Raw genomic sequence first — 16533 nt, 5'->3', positions numbered from 1 at the left:
TGTCGGTCACGGCGTTGCCTGTGAGTTCATGGCCGCGCGAAGGCTCTTCGGACGCATGTCGGTCCAGTGTTCGTCGACGAATTGCAGGCACTCCGCCCGGCTCGCCGCACCGAAGACCCGTCGCCAGCCCGCCGGGATGTCGGCGAAGGTGGGCCACAAACTGTGCTGCTCTTCGTCGTTGACGACCACGACGAACGTCGCGGTCTCGTCATCGAAGGGATTGGTGCTCATAGTTCCTCCTCATTGCGGGGTCGGTGCTGCCGGTCAGGTCTGCTCCCAGTACCCGGTCGGAGAGCATCCCCAGGCAGCTGAGGTTCGGAAACCCCGGCCCCTGGTTCAGTCCGGCGAGATTGGGCAAGAACAACTTCGGTGCGACGTCGGTGACGGCGAGGTCATGCCCGATCGATTCACGCAGCAGCTCGCCGGTCATCGGCCCGCCCAGCCCGAGTTCGAGCAGATCGAGCGCGTCCTGACCGAACAGCGAGGTAAACCACAACGCGTCGAGGCCGGAGCCGTCGATGACGAGATCGAAACCGTGCACGGTCTCGAAGTTTTCGCTGCCACGATTGGTGTTGAGCGTGAGCCGGATCTGGTCGTCGCGACCGACGGCATGCGCGACGCGCCCCCGCAGGTGCCGGATCCGGTCGTCGGCCATCAGCGCGTCCTGCACGTTGGAAGAGAAGACTCCGCGGTCGGTGCGGGCGATCGCGTCACGGCGCTCGGCCAAAGTCAGAGCCGTCCAGTCGGACGGGTCGGAGAACAGCGAGTTCTCGAAGTAGCCTTCGCCGCGGGTGAACAGCGTCACCTGCGGGGAGATCACGGTGATCGTCGAAATCGAGTGCCGGAACAACTCATTGAGCATCGCCGCCGCGGTCTCGCCGCCGCCGATCATCGCGACCCGTTCGGCGCTGATCCGCTCGTGCGCGGCGGCCCGGTGCCAGAACTGCGCAATCGACAGCACCCGCGGATTGCCCGGCAACAACGTGCGTTCCGGCTGACCCGGCCCGGTGATCATCAGCGCGTCAACGCGCACGGTGCCTTCCGGGGTGTGCAGCGCCCACTGCTTTCCGTCGACGGCGATGCGGTCGACCTCGCCGTAGATGACGGTCATGTCGACGCGTTGGGCGACCCAGCGCAGATACTGGCCCCACCGGCGGTGGGTTGGGGCGGGCCGGCCCCGGTCGATCCATTGCGCGAACTGCCCGGTGGCGATGAGGTACGACTGCCAGCTGTGGCAGGTCATCCGCTCGTCGAGTTCGGCGTTGCGACGCGGCACCAGCGACGAGTGGTAGGGGAAACCGACATCCTTTTCCGGGCTGGTACCCAGGTGTTGGGCACCGTCGGTCCAGCCGCCGCTGGCCTGCCAATTGGCGGCCACTCCGGTTCGCTCGACGGCCACCACCTCGGGTGTGTCGACACCCATGGCACGCAACACCGAAGCCTTGGCCGCCACGGCGACCGCCTTGGCGCCGGCTCCGATCACTCCGAGTGTGGTCATGACACCAGCTCCTTGAGTTCCTGATTCCAGATCGTCTGCAGCGCGGCCACATCGGCCTCGCAGAGAATGTCCGGCAACACCCGCCACTGGGTGAGCAGCACGTGTTCGTCACCGGAGCCGAGCAGGGTGGCCAGGATGACCACCTCGTGACGTACCGCGATGTCCGGCTCCGGCAACTGCGGCAGCCCGCCGAGCAGCTCACGGTCGAGCCGTAGGTCGGTACCGGCGCCGCCCAGGTCGGCGTGACCCAGGTAGTTGAGCAGAAGTTGCGGCCCGGGCCTTTTCTTGAGCTGGTCCGCGGTGTCGCTGCGCAGATAGCGCAGCACCCCGTAGTCGATGTCGCCGCCGGGGACCGAGGCCAGCTGCTCGGCCACCCGGTGCGGGTCGGTGGTGTGCAGGCGCAACGGGTAAATGGTGCTCAGCAGTCCGACGGTGTCGGACGTATCAACCATGTCGCCGGCCAAAGCGTCTGCCCGGCCGTGAGTTTCGAGCGCCAACAGCGGCGGCGGGGTCGGCTGGCCACGGCTTCGCCGCCACCGGTTGACCGTCCGGGTCGCGGCGGCGACCAGTACCTCGAACATCGGAACACCCACATCCAAGAGCCGTCCGGTGGTCTCGGCGTCGGTCACCGACGCGTTTATCACCAGGTCCCGGGCGCGGTCTCGATCGGGATCGACCCGGCGGGACCCGAGGTCGGGATCGTCGCCGTCCAGCTGGGTCAGCCAAAACGGTGTGCTCTCAAGTGTTTCCGCTCGCTGCGTGAGGGCGGCCGCCCACTGCCGGTAGGTGGTGTGCTCGGTGACAGGTGCGGGTGAACGACCCGCTGCCAGCGCATGCAGGGCGGTGTCGAGTTCACCCAGCACCACCCGCCACGAGGCCGGATCCATGGCCAGGACGTGCGCGGCGATCAGCAGCACACTCTGCCCAGTCGGCGGGCGCAGCCAGGCGACCGACAGCAGTGCGCCCCGTTCCGGATCGAGACCGGCCACGGCACGCTCGGCGTGCTTCCGAACCGCCGCGGGCAGGTCACCCGTCACCGCGACCTCATCGAGGAGATCCTGGGCCGGCGCGGGTGCCAAAGTCATGCTGGCGCGGTCCAGGCGGGTGCGTAGCACCTCGTGACCGTCCACGACACTGGTGAGCGCCGTTCTGAGTCGGTCGCCGTCGATGCCGTCGGGCAGCCTGAGGGCCTCGACCTGCGCCAGCCGCCGCGGCTCGCCGTGCTCGTAGAGCCAATGGGCGTTGGGCAGCAACGGAATCGGTTGTCCACGCTCTTCGTCGCGACGATCCGGCACAGCGTCCTGGGCGTCGATTGCGGCGGCGAGCTCACGAACGTCGGCGCACTCGAGGATCAGTCGTGCGCGCAGCGGAATCCCGCGTCGCCGCGCCGCCTGCACCACTGACAAAGCGAGAATGCTGTCCAGTCCGAGTTGCAGGAAGTCTGCGGTCACATCCACTTCGGGTTGACCCAGCAGCTCCGAAATGATCTCGGCCAATTGCGTTTCGGTGGCCGTGCTGGGCGCCGGCGCCGTGGTGGTGACGGCACCGATGTCGTCCAGCGCCGCTTCGTCCAGTTTGCCGTTGGTGGTCAACGGGATCTGGTCGACGACGATGATGTGCTGCGGCACCATGTATCGGGGCAACCGCCGGCCGATTGCGGCGCGCAACTCGGCCGACGTGGGTCGGGTTCCGTTGACGCCGGCGGCGTATGCCGTCAGAACGGGCCTGCGCTGTCGTTCGCGCACCACTACGTGCGCGTGCCGCACCGCGGGATGCGTCTCCAGCGCCGCGGCGATCTCGCCGGGTTCGACGCGGTAGCCGCGGATCTTCACCTGCGCATCGGCGCGCCCGAGGTATCGCAGTGAATCGTCGGACTGGCGTCGCACCACGTCGCCGGTGCGGTACATCCGCCCGCCGCAGACGAACGGGTCCGCGACGAAACGGCCGGCCGTCTCGGCTGCCCGGCCCACATACCCGCGGGCGAGTTGGCGTCCCGCCAAATACAATTCGCCCGGCACCCCGTATGGCACCGGGCGTAGCGCGGCATCCAGCACGTACCCGAGGGTGTACTGGGTGGGCCGACCGATCGTCGGGGCGCGGTGCTCGGTGATGTCGGCGACCACCGCCTCCACCGTGGTTTCGGTGGGGCCGTAGCAGTTGTACGCAGACGTCGCAGTCCGGGCGCACTCATCGCGGATCGCCTGCCACATCGCCGGGCCGATGGCTTCGCCGCCCAGGGCCAGCACGGACAAGGGTGCGCTGGCGAGCAACCCGAAGGCCCGCAGTTGCGTGAACATCGACGGAGTCGTGTCGATCATGTCGATCCGGTGCTCGACGATGGCCTCGACCAGTGCCTCCGCGTCGCGCTGCGTCCGATCGGCGACAACGTGCACGGCGTGACCGTCGAGCAACGCGACCAGCGGCTGCCACGCCGCGTCGAAGGCGAACGACCACGAGTGCGCTATGCGCAACGGACGCCCCAACCGGGCGGCCGCGGGTTTCAGCACCCGTTCGATGTGATCGTCGGCGTAGGCGCCCAGAGCCGCATGAGTTCCGATGACGCCCTTGGGTTCTCCGGTGGTACCCGAGGTGAATACCAGGTAAGCGGCCTGCTGAGGATGTATCGCCGCCGGACGGTATTCCCCGCATCGCGCTTGGGCAGCCGACACCAGGTCCTCATCGATGACGATGGCCGCGCCGGTCTGGCGCATGATCGACGCCATCCGTTCCGGCGGGGTGGCGGGTTCCACCGGAACGCTCACGCCGCCGGCTTTGAGAACTCCGAGCAACGCAACGACATACATGTGACCGCGGGCCAGGCGGATCGCCACCGGTGTTTCGGCTGCGACACCGCGCTGTGTCAGCAGTGCGGCCATCCGGTTGGCTGCGGCGTCCAGTTCGGCGTAGGTCATGGCACCGCCATCCCAGCTCAGCGCCGTGGCCTGCGGGCTCGCTCCGGCAGCCGCGGTGAACCGGGTGTGAAAACCCTCGGTGGGCGGCACCTGCGGCGCGTGGCGGGCCCGCAGCGGCCCGGCCTCGTCGTCGTGGAGCACGCTGAGCTCACGCAGTGGCCGCTGCCACCCTGACAGCAGCCGCTCAGCGGTCAGCAGCACTCTGCGGCCGAGTGATTCGCCGGTTGTCTCCCCGAGCGCGCCATCGAGCACCTCGATCAGCAGCACCAATTCGTCACCGGCCATGTGCGCGGCCAGCGTTACCGGGAAGTGTGTCACACTCTCCAGCCCACTCGGCTTGAATGTCACGCCACCTGAGCACAATTGGCGATCCCCGCCGAGCCCTGCGGTGGGAAAGTTCTCGTACACCAGCAGGGTGTCGAACATCTCTCCGACACCGCCCAGCTTTCGCAGCGTGGCGTGGCTGAGGTAGGAGTGATCGCGCAGCATCGCCGCATCCCGCTGCACGGCAAGGCATTGCGCGCCGGCGCTGGTATCCGGATCCAGCCGGACCCGCAGCGGCACGGTATTGATGAACAGCCCGATCATGCTTTCGACGCCGGACAGCTCAGCCGGTCGGCCCGAGACCGTGACACCGAATACGACGTCGTCGCGATCCGTCGACCGCGACAGCACCAACGCCCAAGCCATCTGCATCAGGGTGTTGACTGTGATGCCCCGGGAGCGGGCACCGTCGGCCAACTCAGCCGTCACCTCGCGGCCCGCGCGCAGTTCGGTGCGCCGGGGTAGGCCGGCGCGGGGCGCTTCGCCGGCCATGGCGGCCGAAAGCATTGTCGGTGCGCTCAATCCGGCCAGGTAGTCCCGCCATGCCTGTTCGCTGGCCGAGCGGTCGTGTCCGGACAGCCAGCCGATGTAGTCCCGATAGGGCCGCGGCTTGTCCGGCAGCGCAGCGGCGTCACCGCCCGCTCCGTACAGCTCGATCAGCTCCGCCGCGAACACCGGCAGCGACCATCCGTCGATGACGATATGGTGCGCGGTGATGATCAGGTGCCAGTGGTCGCCGGGCAGTTCGACGAGCAGGAAGCGGATCGCCGGGGTCCGTTCGAAGTCGAACGGCCGCGCGCGTTCTGCCGCTCCCAGGCCCTCGATCTCCGCTCGGGTCGCACGGACCTGACGCCAGGGCAGCTCGACACCGGTCGGCACGATCTGCACCGGACGCGGGATGTTCCGACTCACGAAGCTGGCCCGCAGATTCGGATGGCGCACCAACATCTCTGCCGCACATTGCTTGAGCAAGTCCACGTCCAGCGCACCGGAGATGTCCGCCGTCATCCCGATCAGATACGGGTCCTCCGAGGAGAACTCCGCCAGCGTGGTCAGCGAGTACAGCCCTTCCTGCAGGGGGCTGAGCGCCATGACATCCTCGATGCCCGGTGGCATGGCGGTCCGGGTAGCGGTCACGGGTTGCCACCCCCCGTGGCCCAGGCCGCCGTCACCGCGGCGAGATCCTGTTCGGACAGGCCCGACGTGCTCATCGGCTCGTGGCGGACATCATCGTCGGCACGAGTCCCGTCCGCACCCGAATCCAGCGCCGCCGCCAGCTGTTGGACGGTCGGGTGCTCGAAGACCATTCGCGGGCTTACCGCAAGACCGGCGTCGCGGGCGCGAGCGGCCAGCTGCACCGACAGGATGCTGTCCCCGCCGAGGACGAAAAAGTCATCGCGGACACCGATCTCGTCGATCGGCAACAATCCCACGAAGACTTCGGCCAGGGCGCGCTCGGTGTCGGTGCGGGGCGGCTCGCTGCGTCCCCGGGTGCTCACCGCCGGTTTCGGCAGTCCGGGCCTATTCAGCTTGCCCGACTCCGTCTTGGGCATCACATCCAGCACGGTGATCGACGACGGCATCATGTATCCCGGCAGCACCGACGCGGCCTGGTCCCGCACCAGGGCGGCGAACTCGGCCTTGTCGGCCTCCTCGGTGACCGGGTCGTGTGGTGCGACGTAGCCGGCCAGGGTTGTACTGCCGTCGACGTCCCAGGTGCGCACGGCGGCGACGGCCACCCCGTCCACGCCCTTGAGTGCGGCCTCCACCTCTCCCAACTCGACACGGAAGCCGCGGACTTTCACCTGATGGTCGGCGCGGCCGACGAACTCCAGGCAACCGTCTTCGGTCCACCGCGCCCGGTCACCGCTGCGGTAGAAACGTGCTCCCGGCTCGCTGGAGTACGGGTTGGGCACGAACCGTGACGCCGTGAGACCGGGCCGCTTCCAATAGCCGCGCACCAATTGCGCACCGGCGTAATACAATTCGCCGACGACTCCGACAGGTACCGGCTTCAGCGCATCATCGAGCAGATACACCTGCGAGCCGGGCATCGGGACGCCCAGCAGCGGCACCGGCGTCGCGAGCGGCCCGCGGACCAGGGCGCCGGACGTTTCGGTGGCGCCGAAGTTGTTCAGCAACTCCGGACCGTCGCCGTAGTTGGCCAGCAAACGCCGGTGCAGCGCGGCGGTCATCGGTTCGGCGCCGCACACCAACCGGTGCAGTGAGCTCAGGGACTCCGGCCAGGCATCCACGATGGTCGACACCAGGCTCGGCACGGCGGTCACCTGTGCCACGGAGTGCCTGCGTACCAGCGCAGCCAGCGCCTCGGGGTCACGATGCTCGGCGTCGTCGGCCAGGATGGTGGTCGCGCCGGCGGCCAGGCCGCCCAGCGTCTCCATGCAGCCCTCCAGGAACGTCCAGGAGGCCTGCGCCAACCGAATGTCGTTGCCTGGCACCGGATAATTCCACAGCTGCCAGTTCAGGCGGCTGGTCATCGCGCGGTGGGTGCCCAGCACGCCCTTCGGTTTGCCCGTTGATCCGGATGTGAACACCAGGTACATCGGGTCGTCGGGATGCGCCGCGGGCAGACCGCTGTCCGGTTGCGCGGGCAGATCGAGTGCCCGTTGCAGTCCGGGATCATCGAGTACCAGCAGCGTTGCCCCGGGGCATTCCGGCATCGACTGCGCGGCCGCGGCGGTGGCTACCACGACGCGCGGCGAGACGTCGTCGAGCATCAATTGCTTGCGTGCCGCCGGGTAGCCGGGATCCAGAGGGAAGAAGCCGGCGCCGGCCTTCATGATGCCGACCAGCGCAACGACCATGTCGATGCCGCGCCGCGTTGACAGTCCCACAAGTGATCCTGGCCCCACGCCGAGATCGCCGAGCAGGCAGGCGAAGTTGTCTGAGCGGCGTTGCAGCGCAGGGTAATCCAGCTGGTCGTCACCGCACCGGAGCGCGATGCGGTCGCTGTCCCACCGTCGGCTCGGTTCGAGCAGCGCGGCGATGGTGAGCGGGCGGTCGACCCTCGGCTCGGGGCCACGGCTCCAATCGGTGAGGATGCGGCGGCGCTCACGGTCGTCGAGCAGCGGGACATCGCGCAACCGCCGATCGACGTCGTCGGCGAAGGTGTTGACGACTTGCAACAGCCAACCGACCAGGCGCTCGATGGTGCTGCGGTGATAGAGCTCGCTGCGGTAGACGATGTTGCCCTGATAACCCGCGTCGGCGGCGAAGAAGTTGACGCTCAGGTCCGCCGGGGCGATATCGAACGGCGGTTCCATCGCGGTGAATACCGTGTCGCCGCCCGCACCGGTCTCGATGACCTGTTGCGCGGGCAGGTGGTCGCGCACATGGACGACGACCTGAAAGAGCGGGTTCCGCGACAGCGACCTGATCGGGCTGACCGCGTCGACCACCCGCTCGAACGGCAGATCCTGGTGAGCGTAGGCGCCCAGCGCGGTGTCGCGAACCCGGCTGAGCACCTCCCGCAGCGACGGGTCGCCGCCCAGGTCGTTGCGCAGAACCAGGATGTTGATGAAAAAGCCCACCAATTGGTCGAGTTCGGGTTCCGTGCGGGATGCGATGGGAGTTCCCAGCGGAATGTCCGTCCCGCCTCCGACCTTGTGCAGCACCACCGCGACCGCGGCCTGCAACACCATGAATTCGGTGACGCCCACCTCCCGGCAGAGCCCGGCGAGCTTTGCCCTGGTGTGCGAATCGATGCTGAACTCCACGGAGTCGCCGACACCACTGGGCACCGGAGGCCGCGGCAGGTCCGGCCGCAGTCCGGTGTCCTCGGGTATACCTTCCAGCTGCCGCTCCCAGTATTGCCTTTGCGCGCAGGCAATTCCGGATCCGTCCTCCGACTCGGTGAGCAGTTCGGCCTGCCAGGCCGCGAAGTCGGCGTACTGGACCGGTAATGGCGCCCATGCCGGTTCCTGGCCGGCCTTTCGGGCGCGGTACGCGGTGAGCAGGTCGGCGAACAGGACACCGCCGGACCAGTGGTCGATCGCGATATGGTGCACGACCAGCGACACCACGTGCTCCCGATGGCCGGGGCCGGTGTGCAGCACCGCGGCGCGGATCGGCCAGTCGTGTTCCAGCTCAAAGCAATAGCGACGCTCAGAGTCGAGTTGCTCCTGCAGCCAGGCCGCACCGTCACCACTGGCCTGGCGGACCGGCACCTCGGCCGGGGCGTTGATCACCTGATGCGGCACGCCCGCGACTTCGCCATAGGTGGTGCGCAGGATTTCGTGGCGCCCGACCAGGTCGCTGAAGGCGGTCGCGAGGGCGTCGAGATCGCACGGCCCCGTCAGTCGCGCGACGAACGGGATGTTGTTGACCGCGCTGGGACCCTCGATCTGGTAGGCAAACCAGCTTCGCAGCTGCGCGGCCGACAGTGGCAGCCGGCCTTTGTGTGACGTCCTCACCAACGCCGGACGCACTCCGGTGGCAGCAGCCGGTTCCGACCGATCGATCAGTTGCGCCAGTCGGCCCACGGTTTCCGACTCGAAAACGTCCCGGATACCGATGTCGACTCCGCATCGGGCGCGGATCGCCGCGACCAGTTTGGTGGCGGCCAGCGAATGTCCGCCCAGGTCGAAGAACGAGTCGTCCAGGCCTGCCTGGGCGGCACCCAGCAACTCAGTGAACAGAGCCGCAACCGTTCGCTCGGTGTCCGTGGTGGGTTCCCGGAATTCGGCTTCGGACGCGATCTCCGGTTGCGGCAGCGCATTCCGGTCGATCTTGCCGTGCGCGGTGATCGGGATCTCGTCGATGACGACATACGCGGCCGGATTCATATAGTCCGGTAGGGCGGCCGCCACCCGGGTCCGGATGCGTTCCAAGTCGACCGATCCCGGGTCGCCGTCCGCCGGCGTCAGATAACTGACCAGGCTCTTGCCCAGGTGCGGCAGATCCGCGGCGATGACGACCGTCTGGCCCACACTCGGGTCAACTGAGATCGCCGCGGCGATCTCGCCGAGCTCGATCCGGAACCCGCGGATCTTAACCTGCTCGTCGGCGCGACCGACGAATTCGACTGCGCCGTCGGCGTTGCGGCGGGCGAGGTCGCCGGAGCGGTACATCCGGGCACCGGCGGTGAACGGGTCCGCGACGAAGCGTTCCGCGGTCAGCGCCGACCGGCGGTGGTAACCGTGCGCGATATGTGTTCCGCCGATGTAGATTTCACCGATGACGCCGACGGGCACCGGCTGCAGTGCGTCATCGAGCAGATACACCTGCGTGTTGAGTTTGGGTCGCCCGATCGGCACGATCCGGGTGCCCTGGTTGCCCTCCACCTGGTAACTGGTGGTGTTGACGACCGTTTCGGTCGGTCCGTAGAAGTTGTAGAGCAACGCGTCGAAGGTGGCATGGAACTTGTCGGCGATCTCTCCGGGCAACGGCTCACCGCCGATCGGCACGCGGCGCAGCGTCCGCCATTGGTTGACTCCTGGCAGCGACAGGAACAGGCCGAGCAGCGAAGGCACGAAATGCATCGACGTGATGCCCTCGCGGTACAGCAGTTCGGTCAGATAGTTGATGTCGCGCAGCCCATCCGGGCGTGGAATCACCAGTCGCGCTCCGCAGACCAGGGGGCAGAAGATCTCGGCGATGGACACGTCGAATCCTGGCGAGGCCACCTGCAACAGCCGATCCGTCTCGTCGACCTGGTATTTGTCGCCGAACCAGACGAAGTACTCGGCGATCGGCCGGTGCGGCACCGGGACTCCCTTGGGCAGCCCGGTCGATCCCGACGTGTAGATGAGGTAGGCGGTGTTCTCCGGCCGCAGCGGACGAACCAGCTGATCGGGCCGAGGGTCTTCCGCCGGATACCGCGACAGACCGGTAACCGGTTCGCGCAGCGCAAGTTTGGCTTGGGCGTCGTCGAGGATGTACGAGAGGCGCTCGGGCGGGTAGGTCGGGTCGACCGGGAGATAGACCGCACCGCATTTGAGGACGGCGAGGGCGGTGACGACGAGCTCGGGGGACTTGTCCAACAGCACGGCGACGCGGTCTTCGGTCCCGATGCCCTGCTCAATCAGCCAGTGCGCCAGCCGGTTCGCCTCCGCGTTGATCTCGCGGTAGCTGTACTGGCGGCCCTCGTACACGACGGCGACGTTGTCGGGCGAGGCAGCGGCCCGCTCTGCGACCAGTGCCGCGATCGTCGTGGCCGGAATCGAGACCTGCTCGCCGGTGGCGACTTCGCGCATCCACTCGGCCTCGGCGTCACTGAACAGGGTCAGCCGACGCAGTTCGCGGCCGGGTTCCCGCAGGGCGCTGTCCAACAGCACGGCGTAGTGCTCGAGCAGCTGGGCGGCCAACGACGGGTCCAGAATTTCGGGCAGATACTCCGCCTCGACCCGGCCATCGGTCGGCTCCACCTTGACGTTCAACGGCAGTCGGCTGGACTGCCCGTGCAACTCCCCGGGACTGCATTGAACACCGGGTGGGCAGAACCCGCCTCCGTCGGATTCGAGGAGCCCGAAACCCACCCGCGTCAGAGATTCCTGAGAAGAGCCCAACTCATCGAGCAACTCAGTCAGGTCGACATTCCGATGGGCGAACGCACCGGTCGCCGTGTCGGCCGTCTGGGTCAGCAGCTCGCGAAAGGTCTGCCGCGGCTGCGGATTGACCCGGATCGGCACCGTGCCGGCGAAGCTTCCGATCGAGTGGACGGTGTCACGACTGCTCACCGGTGCCGCGATCACCAGATCGGTGGTGTGGGTGTAGCGGTGCAGCAGCGCCGCGTATGCCGCGAGCATTACGGCGTACGGCGTGATGCCGGTCTCCCGGGCCAGCGACCTCACGCGCCCGATGGTGTCGGTGGAGAGCAGCCGCGTCACGCGCTGTGCGCGCCGGTGACCCGGCATCGCGGAGCCGTTGGGTCCCGGGAGTTCCAGCGGTTCAGGCAGTTCCCTCAGGAGCGGGCGCCAGTAGTTCAGGTCGTCCTCGGATCGATCGCAGGGCTGTTCCGCCGTCGGCGCCGCGGCGCCGCCATCGCCCTCGGGCCGGGTGTAGGCCCGTGTCAGGTCGGCGAAGAACGGCGACCAGGAGCCGTCATCCCAAGCCCGTTGGTGCGCGGTGATCAGCAGCGCCATGTCGTCCGGGCCCAGACGCACCACCGTCATTCGCAGTGGCGACTCGGATTCCAAATCAAAGGGGCGGCGAAAGTCACGTTGCGCCAGTACTTCCAGCCTGAGCCGCTGGGCCTGGCCGGCGAGACCCGACAGATCGTGCTCGGCCCAGTCGGGCCGTTGCTCCTCGTGCAGCACCGGGTGGCGGGACGCCACGGCATCGAGCGCCTGATGCAACCGCTCGGTGTCGACGAAGCCCCTGAGATGATAGGACGCACAGATGTTCAGCACAGTTTCTCGTTCGGTGGTCTCGGTCACGCAGGAATCCACCCTCTCTAGTTTTTCGGGGTCAGGGCATCGATCAGGTCGCTACCGGTCATGCCGCCCAACAGTTTTGCCGCGGCGATTGATTCGCCGGTCGAGCGCCGTAGCCGGTCGCGCAGTTCAAGCGCCAGCATCGAGTCGGCGCCGAGGTCGACCAGCGCCGCGTTCAGGTCCACCGACGCCGGATCGTCGATACTCAGCACGGCCGCGATCTCGGCCCGGACGATGTCGGCGACGGGAGCGTCCGGTTCGACCCCGGCGTCTTCGGCGGGGCCGCTGTGATGGCCGGTGAACGGCATCGCCAGGCCTTGGCTTTCAAAGAAAACCCGGAGCCGCCCGAGGTCGGCGGCGGCGATCAGCGGGTCGTTGCGCCGCCAGCCGAGGCTGGCCGAGATCGCCGCGTCGGGATCCATCGCAATCAGGCCCGATCGCTCGATGCGGGTGATCTCCTGCGCGTCGGCGATCTTGGTGTCCTGCCACAACCCCCATCGCACCGCGCTGCAGTCCAGGCCGTCCGCCCGCAGGGCGGCGGCCATGCTGTCCAGCATTCGGTTGGAGGCCGCATAGGCGCCGTGGCCGTAGCCGCCCCAGACTCCGGACACCGAGGAGCACAACAGAATTCGGGTGTCCACGCGAAGCGGCCAGCTGGTGACCATCCGCTTCAGCCCGGCCACCTTGGCGGACAACACTCCGGCGATGTCGTCGGCGGCCAGTTGGTCGTGCCGGGCGAAGGTTGCGGCACCGGCCGCATGGATCAGCAGGGAGGGGCCGTCGCCGGCGTACTCGTTCGCCACTGCCGCCACGGCCTCGGGGTCGGTGATATCGCACGCAGGCGCATGAACCTCGGCCGCCGAGCCGTCGGTCAATCGCGCCAGCTCTGAGGTGTCAACACCGCTGCGGCTCAACAGAATCACTCGGCCGGCGCCGGCCCTGATGCAGTGCCGCGCGTAGCGCATGCCGATGGTGCCGTTGCCGCCCGTGATCACCACGTTGTCCAGCGACGTCGCCGCTGCGGTCCCGACCGGTGTCACGTCCTCCCGAAGCGTCCGGACGAACAGCTGCATCCCAGTCTGGTCAGAGCCGTTGCGCCGCAGCGCAATCTCAGTATCCCGGCCGAGCAACTGATCGAGGCCGCAGCGGGCGGCCGGCAAGTCCGCAGCGGTGCCGGGCAGGTCCAGGTGAGCGAACGTGACATCGGGATATTCGAAGCCGACGCTGCGGTGCATCGCCGCCAACGCCGCCTGCCCCGGCAGCCCCGGCGCGGCGTCTGGGTGCACTTGCTCACCGCCCGTGGTGATCAACCAGACACGCCGGCACTTCGGCCCGATCAGACCGTTGTAGTCGATGCGCTGCAGGCGGTCTGCCGCGGCAAGCACATCCGGCTCGACAATTGACGGTGCCACAATGACGATGACCTCGGCGTCGTCGGGCTCAGTCAGCTCATACCTGTCACGCGAGACGACGCCATCGGACAGTGCCCGTGCCACGACACTATTCGCATCTCCGGGCCCCACTATCGCGACGGTGCGGGAGGCCCGGTCCGCCGCATCGGAGACAAGCGGACGTGCCTGCCACTCCTCGTAGAACACCTTCGGGCCGGGGGCCGGTGGCGGTGTCAGCGGCTCCGGCGCTGCCCACAGGTGAATCGCCCGCATCGGTGCGGCGGGGAAGCCCCAGAGGAGCGGCGAGTCAGTCGACCACTCGAACTTCGGATTGTGCACAGCGACGGAGGCGATATTGGCGGAAAGCCGCTCCACCAGCGACTCGTCGCGCAGCCCCGAGCCGACGATGAGCGCCTCCTCGGCGAGTTCGCCAAGTGCGTACAGCAGCGAGGGATGTGCCGACATCTCGATGTAGGTTCCGGTGCCACGTCGCGCCGCGCACGTAACGGCCGCGTCGAAACGGACCGTGTTGCGCAGGTTTTCAAACCAGTAACCGGTGAAGTCGGTCTCGGCGGCGACCAGGTCCCCCCGGGCCGAACTGATGAAATCTATACCTGCATCGAGGAATTCCGCCTCGGGCAGGAGGTCGCAGAACATCGAGCGCAGTGACTCCAGGCGGCTGGTGTGCGCCGGAAAATCGACCGTCAACTCGCGCGCGAAGATACCCCGTTGTTCTGCCCGCCGAACGCACGCGGCGACGGCGGCTCGTTCACCGGATACGACGCTCGACGACGCGGAGTTCAACACCGAGATCTCCAGCCAGCCCGGTGTTTCGGCGATGAGTTCGTCGGCTTCGCCAGCACCGACTCCCAGAGCGGCCATACCGTAGCGGCCCGGTAGCCGGTCGACGACGGCGGCACGCGCGGCGACCACGCCAACCGCGGCCGGTAACGAGATGGCGCCTGCCACATAGGCGGCGGCGACCTCGCCCAGGCTGTGGCCCACCGTGACGTCGGGTACCGCTCCGCACGCCCGCCACACCCGGGCCAGGCTGACGGCATGCGTGAAATGTGCAGCCTGGATTTCGGTTTGGGTATAGCGACGGCCTTCACCGCCCTGCAGGTAGCGCATCGGCGAGGACAGTCCCGCCGCGGCGAATGCGTGCTCGCAGCGCTGTGCTTCATCCTGGTAGGACGGAATGCGTTGGAGGGCTTCGGTTCCCATGCCTGGCCATTCCCTACCCTGACCCGGAAAGACGAACGCGACTCCGGACGCGTCGTGTTGCGATGACCGCGTCACCAAGGGGTGGTCGTCGCCTTCGGCCAGGGCGCGCAGCCCGTCTTCCAGTTCGGTGCGATCGGCGGCGCGGATGAGCGCGCGGTGCCGTCGCACCCGCCGGGTGCGGAGCAGGGTGGTGGACACTGCCGTCGGGACATCGTCACTCTCACTGAGTTGCTTCAGAAACCGCAGGATGGCGACGGCATCGTCACAGATCAACTCGTCCTCGTGGGCGCTGAGCAGGACCGGGACACGGCCATCTGGAAGCCGGGCGGATACCATCAGGCCGCCTCCGGCACGGAGACGATCAGGTGAGCGTTGGTACCGCTTATTCCGAATGCCGAGACTGCGCCGGTGCGGCGTCCTGATGCGGCCGGCCACGGAGTCATCTCTCGCGCCAAACGCAAACCTTGATTTTCCCAGTCGACTTCGGGATTGGCTTCCTCGACATGCAACGTAGGTGGAATTGCCCGGTGCTCTGCCGAGACCAGGATCTTGGCGAGTCCCAGCGCGCCGGCCGCCGCCTGGGCATGGCCGAAGTTGGACTTCACCGATCCCAGCATCGGGCCGCGACCGGGCGGCGAATCGCCGTAAACGTCGGCCAGCGAGCGTAATTCGGTCTGATCGCCCAGCCTGGTACCAGTGCCGTGTCCTTCAACCATGCCCACTTGCTCGGGCCGCAGCCCGGCCTGGCCCAGGGCGCGCCTGAACAGGCGACTCTGCGCCGGCGCCGACGGCGCCGACAGGCCGGCACTCCGGCCATCCTGATTGAGCGCACTTGCCCGAATTTCGGCGAGGATTCGATTTCCGGCCCGCAACGCGGCCGACTTGTGTTGCAGCACATACATCGCCGCGCCCTCAGCCCACACCGTGCCGCTGGCCTGCGCGCTGTACGGCCGGCAGCGGCCGTCGTCGGAAAGCGCGTGCTGCTTTGAGAACTCGACGAAGAATCCGGGCGAACCCATGACGCAGACTCCCCCGGCGAGTGCCATGTCGCAGTCACCGGCGCGCAATGCCTGCACCGCGACGTGCATCGCTGTGAGTGCCGAAGAACACGAAGTGTCGACGGTGATGGCCGGTCCTGCCAGTCCCATCAGGTAGGCGATCCGCCCGGAGATCACACCGCAAGCCGATCCGGTGATCAGGTGACCGCTGTGGCGAGAGTACTTCGCCATGTCCGGGCCGTATCCGGTGGTGTAAGCGCCGACGTAACAACCCACATCGTGACCGGCCAGATCGTCGGGGTTGATGCCGCTGCTCTCCAGGGCACGCCACGAGACTCGCAGTGCGACCCGTTGCTGCGGGTCCATGGTCGTTGCCTCACGCACCGTGATGCCGAAGAATCCGGGGTCGAAAGTACCGGCGCCCGAAAGAAATCCGCCGGCGTTCTGAATCTTCTTGAAACCCTCACGGCCGCTGAGCAAGTCGCTGACCGGCCAGCCCCGATCAACCGGGAGTTGAGACAGGCCTTCACGCTGTTGCGACAGCAACGCCCAGTATCCCTCGGTGCTGTCCACCCCACCCGGCGCTTCGAGCGCCATCCCGATGATGACGATCGGGTCGGCTGCGTCGACGTCGGCCAGGCTGTCAGACATCGGCAAGGGACCCGTGCTCGGCGCGATCGTCGATGTCGGCATACTGCGTCGCCAAAACGATTCTCCCTCCAAAGATCAGCTGAACGAACATCTTCCCGGTGATCAGCTGCGGCTATTCAGGTTTGGCCGGTACCCTCACCG

Annotated in this window: 6 protein-coding genes; all 6 read right to left on the bottom strand. The window is 67.5% G+C overall.

The features are described 5' to 3' along the window. Positions 1–6: 6 nt before the first annotated feature. The 6 genes from AO501_RS00565 to AO501_RS00540 are packed head-to-tail and all read right to left on the bottom strand — an operon-like array spanning position 7 to position 16392. Positions 7–231, bottom strand: coding sequence for an MbtH family protein (locus tag AO501_RS00565; RefSeq protein ID WP_055575834.1), 225 nt, complete (start codon positions 229–231; stop codon positions 7–9). Further along, complete coding sequence (gene mbtG, locus AO501_RS00560; RefSeq protein WP_055575833.1) at positions 209–1498, bottom strand: NADPH-dependent L-lysine N(6)-monooxygenase MbtG; 1290 nt, start codon at positions 1496–1498, stop codon at positions 209–211. Before mbtG ends, AO501_RS00565 begins: the two co-directional genes overlap by 23 nt. Beyond that, a complete protein-coding gene (locus AO501_RS00555; RefSeq protein ID WP_055575832.1) occupies positions 1495–5871 on the bottom strand; it encodes a non-ribosomal peptide synthetase in 4377 nt (1458 codons plus the stop codon). Before AO501_RS00555 ends, mbtG begins: the two co-directional genes overlap by 4 nt. Then, positions 5868–12131, bottom strand: coding sequence for a non-ribosomal peptide synthetase (locus AO501_RS00550; RefSeq protein WP_231752274.1), 6264 nt, complete (start codon positions 12129–12131; stop codon positions 5868–5870). Before AO501_RS00550 ends, AO501_RS00555 begins: the two co-directional genes overlap by 4 nt. 17 nt (positions 12132–12148) lie before the next feature. Continuing rightward, positions 12149–15079, bottom strand: coding sequence for a mycobactin polyketide synthase MbtD (gene mbtD / locus AO501_RS00545; RefSeq protein WP_055575831.1), 2931 nt, complete (start codon positions 15077–15079; stop codon positions 12149–12151). Then, complete coding sequence (locus AO501_RS00540) at positions 15079–16392, bottom strand: polyketide synthase (protein ID WP_055575830.1); 1314 nt, start codon at positions 16390–16392, stop codon at positions 15079–15081. The genes mbtD and AO501_RS00540 overlap by 1 nt, the downstream gene beginning before the upstream one ends. Positions 16393–16533 lie beyond the last annotated feature (141 nt).

It is taken from the genome of Mycobacterium gordonae (assembly GCF_001417955.2).
GTDB lineage: Bacteria > Actinomycetota > Actinomycetes > Mycobacteriales > Mycobacteriaceae > Mycobacterium > Mycobacterium gordonae_B.
Note: the sequence above shows the minus strand (reverse complement) of the source record. Positions and strands in the feature narration are given on the sequence as shown.